13 protein-coding genes are annotated in these 15274 nt (G+C 40.8%); 4 read left to right on the top strand and 9 right to left on the bottom strand.

Annotated elements, in window-relative coordinates:
• Position 1 precedes the first annotated feature (1 nt).
• The 9 genes from E0765_RS11900 to E0765_RS11860 all read right to left on the bottom strand — a co-directional run bounded on the left by E0765_RS11900 (position 2) and on the right by E0765_RS11860 (position 10402).
• Positions 2–880 (bottom strand): c-type cytochrome, encoded by an 879-nt coding sequence (locus tag E0765_RS11900; protein ID WP_132813449.1) that lies wholly within the window; start codon positions 878–880, stop codon positions 2–4.
• Positions 880–2130, bottom strand: coding sequence for a cytochrome bc complex cytochrome b subunit (locus E0765_RS11895; RefSeq protein ID WP_132813448.1), 1251 nt, complete (start codon positions 2128–2130; stop codon positions 880–882). Before E0765_RS11895 ends, E0765_RS11900 begins: the two co-directional genes overlap by 1 nt.
• 10 nt (positions 2131–2140) lie before the next feature.
• A complete protein-coding gene (locus tag E0765_RS11890) occupies positions 2141–2641 on the bottom strand; it encodes a Rieske 2Fe-2S domain-containing protein (RefSeq protein WP_132813447.1) in 501 nt (166 codons plus the stop codon).
• Between the two features lie 61 nt (positions 2642–2702).
• The gene (locus E0765_RS11885; RefSeq protein ID WP_132813446.1) at positions 2703–3572 is read right to left on the bottom strand and encodes a hypothetical protein; all 870 of its coding nucleotides are present in this window, start codon (positions 3570–3572) and stop codon (positions 2703–2705) included.
• A gap of 239 nt (positions 3573–3811) precedes the next feature.
• The gene (locus tag E0765_RS11880) at positions 3812–5194 is read right to left on the bottom strand and encodes an efflux transporter outer membrane subunit (RefSeq protein WP_132813445.1); all 1383 of its coding nucleotides are present in this window, start codon (positions 5192–5194) and stop codon (positions 3812–3814) included.
• A complete protein-coding gene (locus E0765_RS11875) occupies positions 5184–8312 on the bottom strand; it encodes an efflux RND transporter permease subunit (RefSeq protein ID WP_132813444.1) in 3129 nt (1042 codons plus the stop codon). Before E0765_RS11875 ends, E0765_RS11880 begins: the two co-directional genes overlap by 11 nt.
• Positions 8313–8329: 17 nt before the next feature.
• Positions 8330–9436 (bottom strand): efflux RND transporter periplasmic adaptor subunit, encoded by a 1107-nt coding sequence (locus E0765_RS11870; RefSeq protein ID WP_132813443.1) that lies wholly within the window; start codon positions 9434–9436, stop codon positions 8330–8332.
• 46 nt (positions 9437–9482) lie between these two features.
• Entirely contained in the window at positions 9483–9803 is a 321-nt protein-coding gene (locus tag E0765_RS11865) for a multidrug efflux SMR transporter (protein ID WP_132813442.1), read from the bottom strand.
• Entirely contained in the window at positions 9803–10402 is a 600-nt protein-coding gene (locus E0765_RS11860; RefSeq protein ID WP_132813441.1) for a TetR/AcrR family transcriptional regulator, read from the bottom strand. The genes E0765_RS11865 and E0765_RS11860 overlap by 1 nt, the downstream gene beginning before the upstream one ends.
• 172 nt (positions 10403–10574) lie before the next feature.
• Here E0765_RS11860 and E0765_RS11855 point away from each other — a divergent pair, with 172 nt between their 5' ends.
• The 4 genes from E0765_RS11855 to E0765_RS11840 are packed head-to-tail and all read left to right on the top strand — an operon-like array spanning position 10575 to position 15172.
• On the top strand, positions 10575–11243 hold the full coding sequence (locus E0765_RS11855; RefSeq protein ID WP_132813440.1) for a TnsA endonuclease N-terminal domain-containing protein: 669 nt from the start codon (positions 10575–10577) through the stop codon (positions 11241–11243).
• On the top strand, positions 11227–13119 hold the full coding sequence (locus E0765_RS11850; protein WP_132813439.1) for a Mu transposase C-terminal domain-containing protein: 1893 nt from the start codon (positions 11227–11229) through the stop codon (positions 13117–13119). Before E0765_RS11855 ends, E0765_RS11850 begins: the two co-directional genes overlap by 17 nt.
• Positions 13120–13121: 2 nt before the next feature.
• Positions 13122–13991, top strand: a complete 870-nt coding sequence (locus tag E0765_RS11845; RefSeq protein WP_132813438.1) for a TniB family NTP-binding protein — start codon at positions 13122–13124, stop codon at positions 13989–13991.
• Positions 13988–15172, top strand: coding sequence for a TniQ family protein (locus E0765_RS11840; RefSeq protein WP_132813437.1), 1185 nt, complete (start codon positions 13988–13990; stop codon positions 15170–15172). Before E0765_RS11845 ends, E0765_RS11840 begins: the two co-directional genes overlap by 4 nt.
• The last annotated feature ends 102 nt before the right edge of the window (positions 15173–15274 follow it).

Below are 15274 nucleotides of genomic sequence, written 5' to 3'. Positions count from 1 at the left end.
CTTAGTGTACTTCCGACCAGATTTTGCGTTTCCACGCCCAGGCCAGAAGAGCGAATACCGCGGTATAAAGCATCACGTAAAGCCCGAGGCTTTCGCGTTCGGCTTTTTTGCGGTCGCCGATCTCTTCCATGTAGGCGATGACCTCTTCTTGGGCTTTCTGGTTCAGACCCGTTCTGGGCATCGACGTTCCGGGCAGGAGAACCTGCGGGTCGTTGATGAAGCTGTAAAGGTAGTGCTCGCCGCGGCTTTTGATGTATTGCGACAGATCCGGCGGTGTGGCTCCCATGTAGTTTTTGATCACATCGGGAGGCGTGGTCGATTCGAGTCCCGCATAGGCCATGGAGTGGCAGCGTCCGCATGCCGCTTCGAATGTATTTTTATGCGATTCGGTCCCCGATTTCGCTTTGGGAGCGATCGACTGCAGGTACGCGACGATATCCATGATTTCCTGCGCCGACATCCAGTTGTACGAAGGCATCGGGAACTGTTTGCCGCTTTCAGGCGTGTATTTGTGCTGAAGTTTCATCGCGCTGACGGGATCAAAGATGAAATTGGCCAAATAGTTTTTGTCGTAAATCCACCCCGCTCCGCTCAGATCGGGAGGAACGACGCCGTAGCTGGCGGCAGCATCGGCGTTTGGCATCATCTGCGGATGGCCCGCCGTTTCGATCGAGTGACACGCGATACAGTTGGCTTCGACGAGGACTTTCCCGTTTTCGGGGTTCCCTGCAATCGACGTATCAACGTTTTTCAGATCTTTGAACGTGAAATCGGCGGGTGCGACCTCCGGATGCATCACGTGGTGCGCATACGGTTCGATCCCGTAATAGGTAATGCCGACAAGAGCAACAATGACGGCCAAGATTTTAAACTCTTTCATTATTTGCCCCCCACTTTTTTAGCTTCTGCTTTGGTAATAAACGGCAGCAACGCGAACAGCGTCAGGAACGTCAGAGATGACGCGAATCCTACCCATGCGTTGGCACCGGTCGGAGGCAGTTTTCCGTAAATCGTCAACACGATCAGGTCAACCATCATGAACCAGAACCAGTATTTGAAATACGGGCGCTTGTTCGCCGGTTTAACCATCGGCGAGCGGTCCAGCCACGGCATGAAGAAGAAAATCGCGTTCGCGATTCCGAATGCGATCAGACCGAGGTCTTTTCCGGAAATACCGGCGATTTCAAAGAAGAATCCGCGCAACACTTCGTAACTCCACAGGAAGTACCACTCAGGGTAGATGTGGGCAGGGGTTTTCAGGCCGTCGGCTTTGTCGAAATTGATCGCGTCCATCGCGAACCCGTAATGGAAGAAGACCAGGTAGAAAAAGAAGAGCATAAAGAACCCGAGGACGAAAAAGTCTTTCGAGAGGAACACCGGCCAGAAAGGGACGACTTTGGACTCTTTTTTCTTGCCTGCTTTGTATTTCTCGGCCTCTTCGTCGAAGTCGAAAAACTCGCCGTCTTCGTTGTTGACATGCGGGAAACGGAGCGCGTAGAAGTGGAAGGCGATCGCACCGAGGATCAGCAACGGAATGAGCAGCACGTGCAGCATGAAGAAGCGGGTCAGGGTCGCATCGGAAACGTAGAAGTTACCGCGGATCCAAACCACCAGTTCGTCTCCGATCACAGGAATCCCGCCGAAGATTTCGGTAATAACGTACGCCGCCCAGTACGACATCTGGCCCCACGGAAGCATGTATCCGCTGAACCCTTCCGCCGAGAAAAGGACAAACAGCAACATCCCTGAAATCCAGATCATCTCACGCCCTTTTTTGTACGAGCCGTAATAGATCCCGGTAAACATATGGATGTAGATGACCAGGAACACCACCGACGCACCCACTGCGTGGATATGACGGAACAGCCATCCGTAGGCGACTTCCTGCATGATCGTATAGTTGACGCTGTCGAATGCCAGGTTGACATCCGGTTTGTAATACATCAACAAAAAGATCCCCGAGACCAGCAAGAATGTGAACAATACGGTCAGCAATACCCCCATCGCCCACAAAAAGTTGATATTTTTGGGAATCCAATACTCGGTCATCATCACTTTTGCAAAGTTGACGACACCCAGACGCTGGTCAAACCACTCGAGCATCGAGTCTGCTTTTTTAAATTCTGCCATACTTCCCCCCTTACGCTTTTGCCATCATCGCTTTGTATTCAGGGCCTTCTTCACCCAGTACAAGCGTTACGCCGTCAAGTTTGAACGGAGGAATGTCGAGCGGACGCGGCGGCGGTCCGAACTTGTTGATGCCCGCATCGGTGAATTCACCGCCGTGACAGGCGCATTTGAAATCGTGCTGGTCGGCACGGTAGGCCGGGATACATCCCAGGTGGGTACACAGCCCGATCATTACAGAGAAATAGTGATCCCCGATTTTGACGCTGCGTCCGTCGGTCGGTTTCATATCTTCGGTATATTTAAGGACAAACACCGGTTTGCCCCGCCATACGACGACTTCGAGTTTATTGGCTTCGAGCCCTGATACGTCGACTGTCGTGAAACCGGCAGACATGACGCTCGGAAGCGGATCCCATGTCTTCTTCATCGCGATCAGCGATGCGATCCCTCCGACGGCGGCGACGGCACCAAAGGCTTTTCCGATAAACCCTCTTCTGCTTTCATCCATCATTGTCATCTCACTTAATTTGGAAATTTAACACTCTATCATAAGTGAAAAAGGTTTAAAGTTTCTATAAATTGAAAGTTTTCCTTATGAATTCGATTACTTTCGTATTGTTTTTATCCATTAAGTGATAGTTGTTTGATAAAGCGGTACTTATGGTTTGCATAAGCTGTTCTTGCGTAAGATCGGTCACGACCGGGATATTCAGTTCTTTGAAAAGGGGGAGAAAATCGTGCGGATAATCGGGGCGCTGAAGGTAAACGGGGCGGCCTCCGGCGGCGAGGTTCTGCAAAACCGCCTGCGGCGAGGCGCTGAGTAAAACGTTCGTCGAGCGGATCACCTCATCGTATGTCTCTGAATCATGGATCGTCCCGAAACTCTCTTTCAGGCTATTCTCGTATCCCAGGAAATGATAAAAGCCCATCAGCAGGTCCATCTTGTGCGGTGCGAATATCCCCTGGAGTTTTTCGAGGTCCTTTTCGTAGTCGTCGTCCCCGAAAAAAAGAGCCATCGCGATCGTCTTGGGAAGCGGGCGGAAGTATTGTTCGCCGATCACCACGCCGCGGCAGATCCCTTCTCCTTCGAGATAGGGGGAGATCAGGAATTCGCCCGGGTGCTTCGCATCGGAAGGGTCGTCGCCGATTCGGACAAACGTCGAGAAAAAACGGCACATGTCTTCGTGCAAGACCGGATTGAGCTCGGCCGAATCGAAAATGATCTTGTCGCCGTGAACGGCGATTTGGGGGATGTTGCGCACGACATCGACCCCGACGGCGCGTTTGATCCCGTATTCTCTCGCCTGTGATGCGATCCGGAAATCCGAACACAGCAGGGTGATGTCGATCTCTTTTTGAAGTTCGTTGACGATCGCAACGGCGCGGTGGAAGCGATCCAGACCGATACGGTGCCCCGTATGGACGTAGTAGAAATATCTCATTTTTTTCCTTTGGCGGCCATGTTATTTACAATAAAGTTTGATAATAGAATTTTGCATACATAACCCTTTTTTTAATAGACTATTTTACACTATATATAGTTAAGCAATTTTCAATCAAAACTGTACACATTAAATAGATAAAAAAGATTTAGAATATATCAACATAATTTAATAATACGCAAAGCACTCATTATAAAAAATACGCCATATGTTTTAGTATAGAAAATTCAAAATAGCATCTACTTCCATCCTCCTCCAAGGGCCTTATACAACGTAATTTGATTAATAATCATTTTAGCTTGAAGATCTATTTTATTCTGTTCCGCACTTAGTAACTTATTTTTAGCATCAATCACATTCAAGTAATCCACATATCCTTCGCTATAGCGGATATTAGAAAGTTCAGCTACTTTTCGATTCGCTATTAAAACTTCTTCCTGAAAATCAAATTTTTTTTGCGTTGCTTCTATTTTTTTTAATGAGTCATAAATCTCATTGAATGCGTTTTTAACTGTCTTGGCATATACTATTTCACTAGTCTCTTTTTGTGCCTCAACATTTTTAATTTGCTTATCAATTCGACCGAAATCAAATATTGGTACACTCACCGAAGGTCCTATTCCCCAAAAATTTGCTGAATTTTGAAATAAATTTCCAAGTTGTGAACTTTCAACTCCAATATTCCCCGTTAAAGAAATTGATGGAAAATAAGCAGCCCTAGCTACACCTATATTAAAATTGATAGCTCGAAGATGTTCTTCAGCAGAACGGATGTCAGGACGTTGTTGTAAGATTTCAGAAGATAGAAATGTAGGTATATTTAGTGGTTTAGGAAAATCTTTTTTAACAATAAACCCTTTATCTATCATTGATTTTGGTGTACGCCCGACCAATAGTGCTAAGGCATTCTCACTAAGTTCTTTTGATTCTTTATACTGTTCCAATAAAAGTTTTGTCTCTATTACCTGCACACGGGCTTGTTCAAGGGTCATGGAATCAATAGCACCAAACCGATACTGTTGTTTACGATAGGAAAATTCATCTTGATACAATTTAATTTTTTCTTCCAGTAAAAAAATATGCTGATTAATAGCAATAAGATTAATATATGCTTCTGCAACATTTGCAATTAATGATAAACGTACTGTATCACGATCAGCTGCAGTTGCGTAATATTGAGAATAAGCAGCGTCTCTAAGACCTTTTAATTTTCCCCACAAATCCATTTCATATTTAACACTTGCAGAGACTTGATAGGTATCATATATATTTTGACCTGCAATTTGATTAGCTTCCTGACTAGTTTTTTGTCTATTAATGGAAGTTCCACCACTTACATTGGGATATCGCTCAGATTCATTGAGCCCCAATAATGCCTCTGCTTCGCTCAATTTTGATATAGCAATTTTATAATCATCATTATTTCTTATCGCTTCTTCAATCAAAGCATTCAAAAGAGAATCATTATAAGCGTTCCACCATCTCGCATCAATCGATGAATTAGTTTCTGATTTTATTAGTTCTGTTGGAAGTTCCGGTGATTTCACTTCGAGATGAGGAGTCAGAGAACAACCGCTTATCAATAAAATGCTTGCAAGTAAAATAGATATATTAGTCTTCATAATCAACCTTTTTTTGGGAAAGCTTCATTTTAAACTTCATAATCAGATAGTAGAAAAGAGGAATAAAAAAGATCGCTATTAATGTCAATACCGTCATACCACTAACTACAGTTGTTCCTATAATATGTCTGCTATTGGATCCAGCTCCCGTACTAATCGCTAAAGGAATTGTTCCCCCAATAAACGCTAGTGATGTCATAATAATCGGGCGTAATCGAATTGTTGCTCCCTCGATAGTCGAATCATAAAGGCTATAACCTTCTCTCAGTTTCTGTTGAGCAAATTCAACAACAAGAATTGCATTTTTTGCCGTAAGTCCGACTAGTGTAATTAAACCGATTTGGAAATAAATATCGTTTTCTAACCCACGTAGATATACCCCTAGAGCAGCCCCAAACAATGCAAATGGAACAGTCATTAAAACTGCAAATGGAATACTCCAGCTTTCATATAAAGCTGCCAAGATTAAGAAAATAAAGATAACTGCATATATGAATGTATAGTTGCCTTTTTTCTGAAGTAATTTCTCCTGATAGGCCGTTCCTGTCCATTCAATCGTATAACCGCTAGGAAGAACTTGTGCAGCAATATCTTCAATAGCACTCATTGCTTCGCTCGAACTATATTTAGGGGCGGGCTGTACTGAAATCAATCCTGCGTTAAACATATTAAATCTCTGTATGACATTTGGACCGACGATTCTTTCTACATGAATGAGCGAACTGATCGGAACCATATTGCCTTGTAAAGAACGAACATATACGTCACTATAGTCATCTATTTCGTCACGAAAGCCGTGTTCTAACTGCATATTCACATGATAAACTCGACCAAATAAATTATAATCATTAATATAATTTGAACCGAACGTCATTCCTAGTGTCTCATAAATATCTGATTCATCTATTCCAAGTGCTTTGGCCTTTTCTTTATCGATAGTTATATGATACTGCGGGACCTCTGTATTCATCATAGGCGTAGCCATCGAAAGTTCAGGACGTTTTAACGCTTCTGCGACGATCTCATTAACATAATCGTTTAGCTTTTGAATATCTCCTCCCGTTCGATCCTCCACATAAAGTTCAAAGCCTCCAGTATTGCTCATACCGTCAATAGGAGGGGGATTTACTGCAATGATCATGGCTTCTTTATTCTGCTGTAATTGTTCAGTCAATTGACCTGCTACTGCCTTTGCAGATTCGGTTTCATCAGGACGATATGACCAATCTTTGAGATTAGCGAAAGCAATTCCTGCATCCGTCTGAAATGCAAATGTGCCCATGTCCAATCCACTTATAGATCCTATCCCTTCAATCTGCTGATGAGACATCACCGTCTCAGAAACTTGATTTTGTACCTCTATAGTACGCTCTAGCGATGATCCAGGCATAAGATAGGACATTAGGAGTACAATGCCCTTATCTTCTTCTGGCAATAAGCTAGTAGGAATTTTTTGAGTCATCCACATTCCAGTAGCGACCAGAGTAGCAAAAATAAAAAGGTTTAAGGTGATATAGCGGATCATATTTCTAACACCATTGCTAAACCTTAGTGTGGAGCGTTCAAAAAACTGATTAAATAATCGGATCGGTAAAATCGGTTCAGATTCTTCTTTTCGTAAAAATACCGGGCAAAGGGCTGGGGTAAGTGTTAAGGCGATAAAACCAGAGATAGCAACGGAAATCATAATAGTCATTGCAAATTGCTGATACATGACTCCACTAAATCCACCGGATAAAGATGCAGGAATGAATACGGCCGACAATACCAACACAATTGCAATAATAGGTCCAGAAATCTCTTTCATAGCAATAACTGTGGCTTCTCGAACACTTAATTTGTCATTAGATCGTAAAATCCGCTCAACATTCTCAATAACAACAATAGCATCGTCTACAACTAATCCTATCGATAAGATTAATGCAAAAAGAGTTAGCAAGTTAATAGAAAACCCTACCAAGTACAAACCGACAAAGGTACCTATAATTGACACAGGTATTGCAAGAACAGGGATAAGCGTTGCACGCCAATTACCTAAAAAAATGTAGATAATGAGGATTACCATAATAATCGCTTCAACAAGCGTTAAAAGAACCTCATGAATTGATGTTTTCACAAACTTCGTTGTATCAAAGAGATTATGATATCGGAGATCTTTAGGAAACTTTTCGGATGCTTTTAAAAGTACTTTATCCAACTGGGCGGAAACTTCTAGAGAATTAGCTCCAGGAGATAAAAAAACTCCTGCAACAGCCATATCATGTTTATTATATGTTCCTTTTAGCATATAGTTTTCTGCACCTAATTCAACACGTGCTACATCTTTAAGGAGAAGAGATGATCCATCAGGATCGGTCCGAATTAAAATATTATTGAAATCATCAACCGTTTTCAGTCGTCCTGGAGTGGTAACTGTATAAGTAAATGTCTGTTTGATCGCGGTAGGCTCGGCTCCTATTTGTCCTGCACCCATTTGAATATTTTGTGTCTGCAATGCTTTTGAAATATCAGTTGGGGAAAGATTAAAAGCTGCCATCTTATCTGGCTGAAGCCATACTCGGATAGCATATTCTTTGCTTCCAAACATCATCGCATTTCCAACGCCTTTAATACGCTTAATCTCATCGATAACGTGATTGATAGCGTAGTTGTTTAACCAAATTTCATTATGTACAGCACCATTAGAAGTAAATCCAATAACACGAAGCATAGATGGGGATTGTTCATGTACACTTATTCCCATACGACGAGCTTCTTCAGGTAATTTAGCCAAAGCAACCTGCACCCTGTTATTCACATCAACACTTGCTTGGGATGGGTCTGTTCCCGTCGCAAATGTAACGGCAATGTTTACTGTTCCACTAGATGATGTAGTCGAAGACATATAAAGCATGTTTTCAACACCGTTGATTGAATCTTCAAGAGGTCTTGCTACCGTTTTGGCTAACGTTTCGGCATCAGCACCCGGATAGGAAGCTTCTACACTAATTTGCGGAGGAGCGACCGATGGGTATTCCTGCACGGGTAAATTATATAACCCTATCACTCCGGCGAATGTGATAATAACAGCGATCACGGTAGAAAAAATAGGCCGATCTATAAAAAATCTAGAAAACATACTTCATTGCCTCTTTTCTATTTGATAGTTTTATCTATAGCCACAGGTGCACCAGGAGTAATATGGAAAAAGTTATTGACAATCACTTTATCCCCTTCTTTAAGCCCTTGTTTTACAATGAAATAATTCCCTGTTCGTTTGCCAAGAAGGATTTCTCGTATCCCAACTTTTCCATTTTCAACAACCATAACATTAACGCCATATTTACTCTGTAAAATAGCTTTTTGAGGCACTTTGATTATAGGTACACTTTGCAACCCTACAATACTAATCCGCCCAAAAGCCCCTGGTAAAAGAGAATTGTCTAAATTATTAAGTCGAGCCCGTATCTTTACGCTTCCATTAGTAATGTTAATCTGGGGAGCAATGTAATCAATAAATCCTGAATACTTTTTTCCCTCATATGTAAAAACAACTTTTAATTTTGACGACTTAGCTATCCTCCGTAAGTTAGTACCTGATTTAGATAAATCAACATCTGGAATTGAAAACTCTGCATGTATAGGATCTATTTGCGTAATACTAACGAGTTGTGTCCCTTGATTGACTACATTACCAATATCAATAAGTTTCATCCCTATAATCCCACTAATAGGCGCAGTTACACGAGTATAGTCAAAATCAATCCTAGATGATTTTAACCGTGCAGTAGATGATCTCAGATCAGCTTTAGCAACTTCATAAGCTGTAAATGCCGTATCGTATTCTTTTTTACTTATGGCACTATTTTTATACAAATTTTCAACCCGTTCCCACTCCTTTTTTGAGTTAGATAACGTTGCTTTTTTTAATTCGACTTCTGCAGAGATTTCATCAACTTTTGCCACATAGTTATTTGATTCAATCGTATACAATAAACTTCCCTTTCGGACAAATTCTCCTTCTTTAAAATATTTTTTTTCTAATATCCCTGTCACTCTAGAAGTAACTGTTGAAAACTGATATGCATTCAAACGTGCAGGATAATTAAAGTTGAATACTTCAGCTTGAGGTTTTTTTACTTCATAAACGTCTACCTTCACTACTGACCCGGATGCTGTTGAGTTCTGTTGCAGAACTTCTTTTCCTTGAACAATAGTAACTGAAAGCAAAAGCAACAAGACGAATTTAGAGATTTGGTTCATAGAATAAGACCCTTTTAACATGTGATTTTTAAATTCATAAAAATTATTATACGGTCTGCTGTAACTTTAGCATCACCGTTCCTGTAATAATCAACATAATCGCGACTACTTTTTGAAGAGACATCGTTTCTTTAAAAATCAACCAACCCAATAATGTCACTAATACAACACCAAACCCAGCCCAAATCGCATAGACAGTTCCAATCTCTAGTTTTTTTACTGTTATCCCCAACAAAACAAAAGATATTGAGTAAAATGTAATGACAGCTATTACCCAATAATAATTATTTGACAATGTAGTTTGTTTAATAGATAATGTACCCATTACTTCAAATAATATTGCACCTAAAAGATATAGCCAATGCATTACAAAGCTCCATCTATGAGTTTTTCTATTTCACACAAATAATTCATTAGTTCTGATTTCAAATCGTATTCACTAACTAATAATGATCTTATATACATTCCATCAGCTGTAGCAGAAATACTTTTGACTATTTGAAAGATTCCATCTGAAAGAGGTTTTTGTTGATTAGCTTCAACAAAAAGTGAAACTAGTTTTTCATCAATCCATGTATAAAGTTCTTGATCAAATTCTTTAACTTTTGGATTAGAAGTATGCATATAAAGATCAAATGTATCAAACATTAGTTTTCGCAAATGTGAAATTTCTTCGGAATCATCAATATATATTGCAAAAACAGAAAAAAGTTTATTGATTAATGAATTAGAATCATTCAAAAGAAGCTCTACCCTTTCTATCATTTCGACTGTTTTTTGTGACATAACTTCAAAAATCAAATCTTCTTTTGTTTTGAAATAATGATAAAACTGCCCTTTTGAAATTTGATTATTTAGTATGAATTGATTTAAGGAGAAGTTTTCTATACCATTTTTTATAAATTCATCAAAAGCTTTTGTACAAATTTCTTTTATTTTTTCTTCTCTGTTAATCACTATTGGCATACATATCCTTTTTTATAAACTACTGGTCTATTATGACGACAATCCACTTATTTTTTTATTAAACCACTGGTTTGTATTATTACTATGAAAGTTATATCAATGATGTTTAATATTACGCAGAACTTTTTTGATTTTATAAAAATAATGTATAATTTTTCAAAGTGAGGTAGTCATGTCATCTGAAACACTATCATTCCCTCAACGGAAAATTCTAAAGAACTATCGTTCTGTTACCGGACATTTTCCGAGCATCAAAAACAACCGTTCGATCGCATTTGAATCATTATTGGAAAAAAATTTCTTTTTAACCCTTGAATTCGACCATACAGTACATTCCTATTCTGAACAACCACAAATTACCATTGAACAGAATAGAAAAGCAAAAACCTATAGTGCCGATTGCTATGTGATTTATCATCCCTCTTCGGGCAAAAAAAATAGTATTGTGGAAGTCAAATACGAAAGCGATCTTGCCAAAAACAAAGAACAACTTGAAGCAAAATTTGAAAGTGCCGAAGCATCCTTGCATGAAATGGATATGGACTTTTTTCTTTTTACCGATGCAACCTATCCAGAAATCTACATCCGTAATCTTGACTTTCTGTACCGATATAAGACCTTCATTCATAGCGATGAACACAATTCACGTATTCTCAGTGCTATCAACAATCCCATCAGCGCATTGGAGCTTGCCAATTCACTCGCCAAAGACAAACCCGATTACTTTCAGTTAGCCAATTCAATTTGGGCACTGGTTGCAAGTGGTCATTTAGATACGAATCTACATGATCAAGAAATTACGATGAATTCCATAGTCTGGAGGAATGATGAGCGTCATTAGTTTTGAACGGGGTTCAAAAATCTTTTTTGATAATACGGAATATATTATCAAAGCGTATCCAACGCTCGATGAAGTGTTACTAAAATCGGTTTCCAAACCCTATAAAGAACGCATCGTTAAAGTCGACGCACTCTCAAAAGAAGCTAAGAATGCGAAACAGATGAGTCCTCATCTAGTCGAATTGGATGAAAAGAACTATGAGATCGCACTTCAAAGATTCAAAATCATCGAACCCCTTCTGAATCTTCCAAAAAGAACGTTGAAAGATGTAGAAGCTGTCGCGAAGCAGCATGAAAAAGGAACCGCAACCATTTACAAATGGCTTGAAAAATACGAAACCTACGGAACTATTAGTTCGTTAGGAACATCCTATAAAAACAGCGGCGGTAAAAATAAAAGTCGACTCGATGAATCAATTGAAACTATCATAGAGTCAGTAATCAAAAAGCTTTATCTCAATAAGCAGCAATATTCTTTCTCAACCATTTACAGAGAAATAGAAGAAGAATGTAAACACATCGGTATGATCATACCTTCCCAAAATACCATTCGCAATCGTATCAACAACATTAATCCAAAACTGATTGCCAAAGAGCGCAAAGGTCTGAGCGTCAGAGACACCCGAGGAACACCCGGTAAATTTCCTGATGTAAAAATGCCTCTGGATGTCATTCAAATAGATCACACAAAAGTTGATATTATGCTTGTGGACGAAAATACCCGTGAGAATATCGGCCGTCCGAATATTACGGTGGCCATCGATGTCTACAGTCGTATGATTTACGGGTTTTATATCTCATTGGATGCCATCAATTTTTTCAGTGTCGGCCAATGCCTGCTCAATGCGATTCTTCCAAAAGACGAGTTTATGAGGCATTGCGATGTACAGGGCGAGTGGCCGGTTTTCGGACTTCCTCGTAAAGTACATATGGACAATGCCAAAGAATTTCGTTCCGTAGCCTTACAGAAGTTTTGTCAAGAATACAGAATCGAAGATATGTACCGTCCAGTTGCTCGCCCTGAATTCGGCGGTGCGATCGAACGGGTTATCTCCACCCATATGAAACAAGTACATGAGCTTCCCGGGGCGACCTTCTCAAGTGTACGCCAAAGGGGAACTTACGAATCAGAGAAGCAAGCTACCATGACCATCTCCGAACTGGAGCAATGGTATCTCGATTTTGTCATTAACGTCTATCATAAAACGGAGCACAGATCGATCGGAATGACACCGGAAGAAAAATTCTATCAGGGGCTACTCGGAGTAGGAGACGGCACAATCCCTTTTTTACCCTCCGTACCGGCCAATACCATCAAACTGCGGATGGCGCTTCTGCCGGCGTTTGAGCGGACTGTTCAAAAAAACGGTATTACGATCGACTACATCACCTATTTCTCCGAAACGCTCCGAAAATGGATCATCCCTGCTCAGTACAAAAAAATCAATAAAACTCTGCAACCAAAGAGCCTTATCTGCCGAAGAGACCCTCGCGATGTCAGCAAACTGTATGTTTATGACCCCGATGTCGATGACTATATCATCGTTCCCTATTCTGATATCAAAAGACCTGCGATCAACGTTACTGAACTGAGACAAGCTATTGCCGATGCACGCAAAGAGGTCTCCGGACGCGAGCTGGAAATGCACGATATTTTCAGAGCCCATGATCGTCTGAACGGATATGTCGAGAAAGCCAAACGGGAAAAACGGACTACACTTAGACACAACAGTTCCAAAGCCCATACACAAAAAGCAATGGCGTATGAGCAGACTATTCTCGTCTCCGATCCCGTAACGAGTTCGATCCCATCGACCATATCTCCACAATCTCATGATGAAGACGACGGCTTCGATTATTATCCGGTGGATGAATAAACATGAACGAGAGACGACTTACCAAAACAGCCCAAGCCTATTTGGAGAAAAGCGATGCCGAGCGTATCCAATACTGCAAAAAAGACCATTGGATCGGCTATCAATCAGCAGTAACTCTGCTTGAACTGCTTAAAGACAAATTCAACGAACCCGAACAGATCAGAAACGAGGGATTGCTGATTTACAGCGATTACAATAACGGAAAAACAGCCATATTGAAAAAGTTCTATGATCTCCATAAAACCTCTCTCGACACACTTAATGAAAACGACGAGCACGTCTATGAGATTCCCATTATCTACTTTATGGCGCCGACCATTCCCGATGAGGGAAGACTCTACTCTCTCATCCTCAATGAGCTATGTGTTCCCCACAAACCTACCGAAAAAGTGATGGAGAAAGCCAAGCTTGTCGAGCACTATCTTCGAAAACTCAATACCAAAATGATTCTCATCGATGAAATCCATAACGCATTGACTGGCAATCTCAATAAGCAGCGTACCTTCATCAACGATCTCAAGCAATTGAGCAATAAACTCTCCCTATCCATTATCTTAGCAGGTACACGCGAAGCCCATTCTGCACTCTCTATTAGCGGGGAAACCGCATCGCGTTTCCCGTCGATCGAATTACCGCGCTGGAGCAATGACAAACGGTTCCGTTCGTTCATCGCAACCTATGAAACATGTCTGCCTCTCAAGGAAGCTTCGAATATGGTATATGATCAGCAGATCATTGATGCCCTATATAATAAATCCGATGGGCTCATCGGCCGTACCGTCAATCTCATGAAAAAAGCGGCGATGAAAGCGATCAAATCCGGACGTGAAAAAATCACTCTCGAAGATATTGAGTATCTTCCGACGCTATGAGACGAAGAGGTTGGGTCGAGGAGTATGATTTTTTAGTCATTCCTCAGCCTCAACCGGATGAATTGCTGAGTTCATGGCTGACACGAACGGCATTTGCTCACGACTATCCACTCACAACTTTCATTTCCATGTTTCTCAAACATGACGGCAGTGCCCTCAGCCGTATCGATATAGATTTCAAAGAAGATCCGATATTATTTGAGAAGCTTGCACACAAAAGCCGATTTCCGATCGAACAGATAGTTCAAATGTCTCTTAGAAGCGAAGAGGGGTATCTCTTCGAATCCGATCACGGACTTTATCCCCCTAAACAGATTCGTAAGCTCAAAGACAAGCGGACGCACTATGGCCTCATGTTTTGCCCGAAATGTTTAGCGGAAGATACACATCCATATTGGCGGAAACAGTGGCGATACACCTTTAACAACGTCTGCTCAAAACACAAAATTTTTCTCACCGACCGCTGCGGGAAATGCTATGAACGAATCCGTTTGACTAAAATGAAGCCATCGGATGAGCTGGTCTATTGCAGCAAATGCAGAAGGGACCTCAGACTGACCGTTATACCCCATGTCCCTAAATTGCATATGTTTGGACTCAAAGCTGTCACATGGTTCATCGATGGATTGCAAAACGGTTATTTCGATATTGCCGGTAGCAGAATTCGCTCATTATTTGTTTTTGAAGCATATACAAATTTATCCCGGCTACTCGATCGCGGAGACAATCTCTTGCTTGATGAGTTTCCTATGCTAGAAGAGTACAAAAAACTATGCCGCAACCATGAAGAGTATCACTCTAGAAAAGCATCTCCGATCTATAGAAATTTCTACATCACAACCATGATCTATTTTTTATTTCAAAACTATCCGGAGAACATCCAAAAATTCGCTCAGGACAATAACCTAACCCATCGAGATTTTGTGCATGGATTCAAGCATATATCGTTTTGGTATCAGTGCATGATAGATGAACTCGTTTCAATGCAAAATAAGATTGGTAGGGAAATAAGTGAAAGTGAAGTGGTAGGAGCCATAAACTATCTAAAAAATAGAGGTGAAAAAGTGACCCAAGAGACCGTTGCTGGCATCGTAGGTTGTCATTTCACGATACATAAGCAATATGTCGGAATTTACAAAAAAACTATACGCCAACAACAAAAATATTATATTGATCATTGATCTGTAACCTTATACACCGTCTTATATAAAAAATATTGATTCAAAAGGCTAATTACAGCTTAATAAACATAGAATGTTTCTTACTATTTTATTTAACGCAAG

Origin of the sequence: Sulfuricurvum sp. IAE1 (assembly GCF_004347735.1) — a bacterium.
Classification (GTDB): Bacteria; Campylobacterota; Campylobacteria; order Campylobacterales; family Sulfurimonadaceae; genus Sulfuricurvum.
This window is presented reverse-complemented; position numbering and strand designations above follow the sequence as displayed.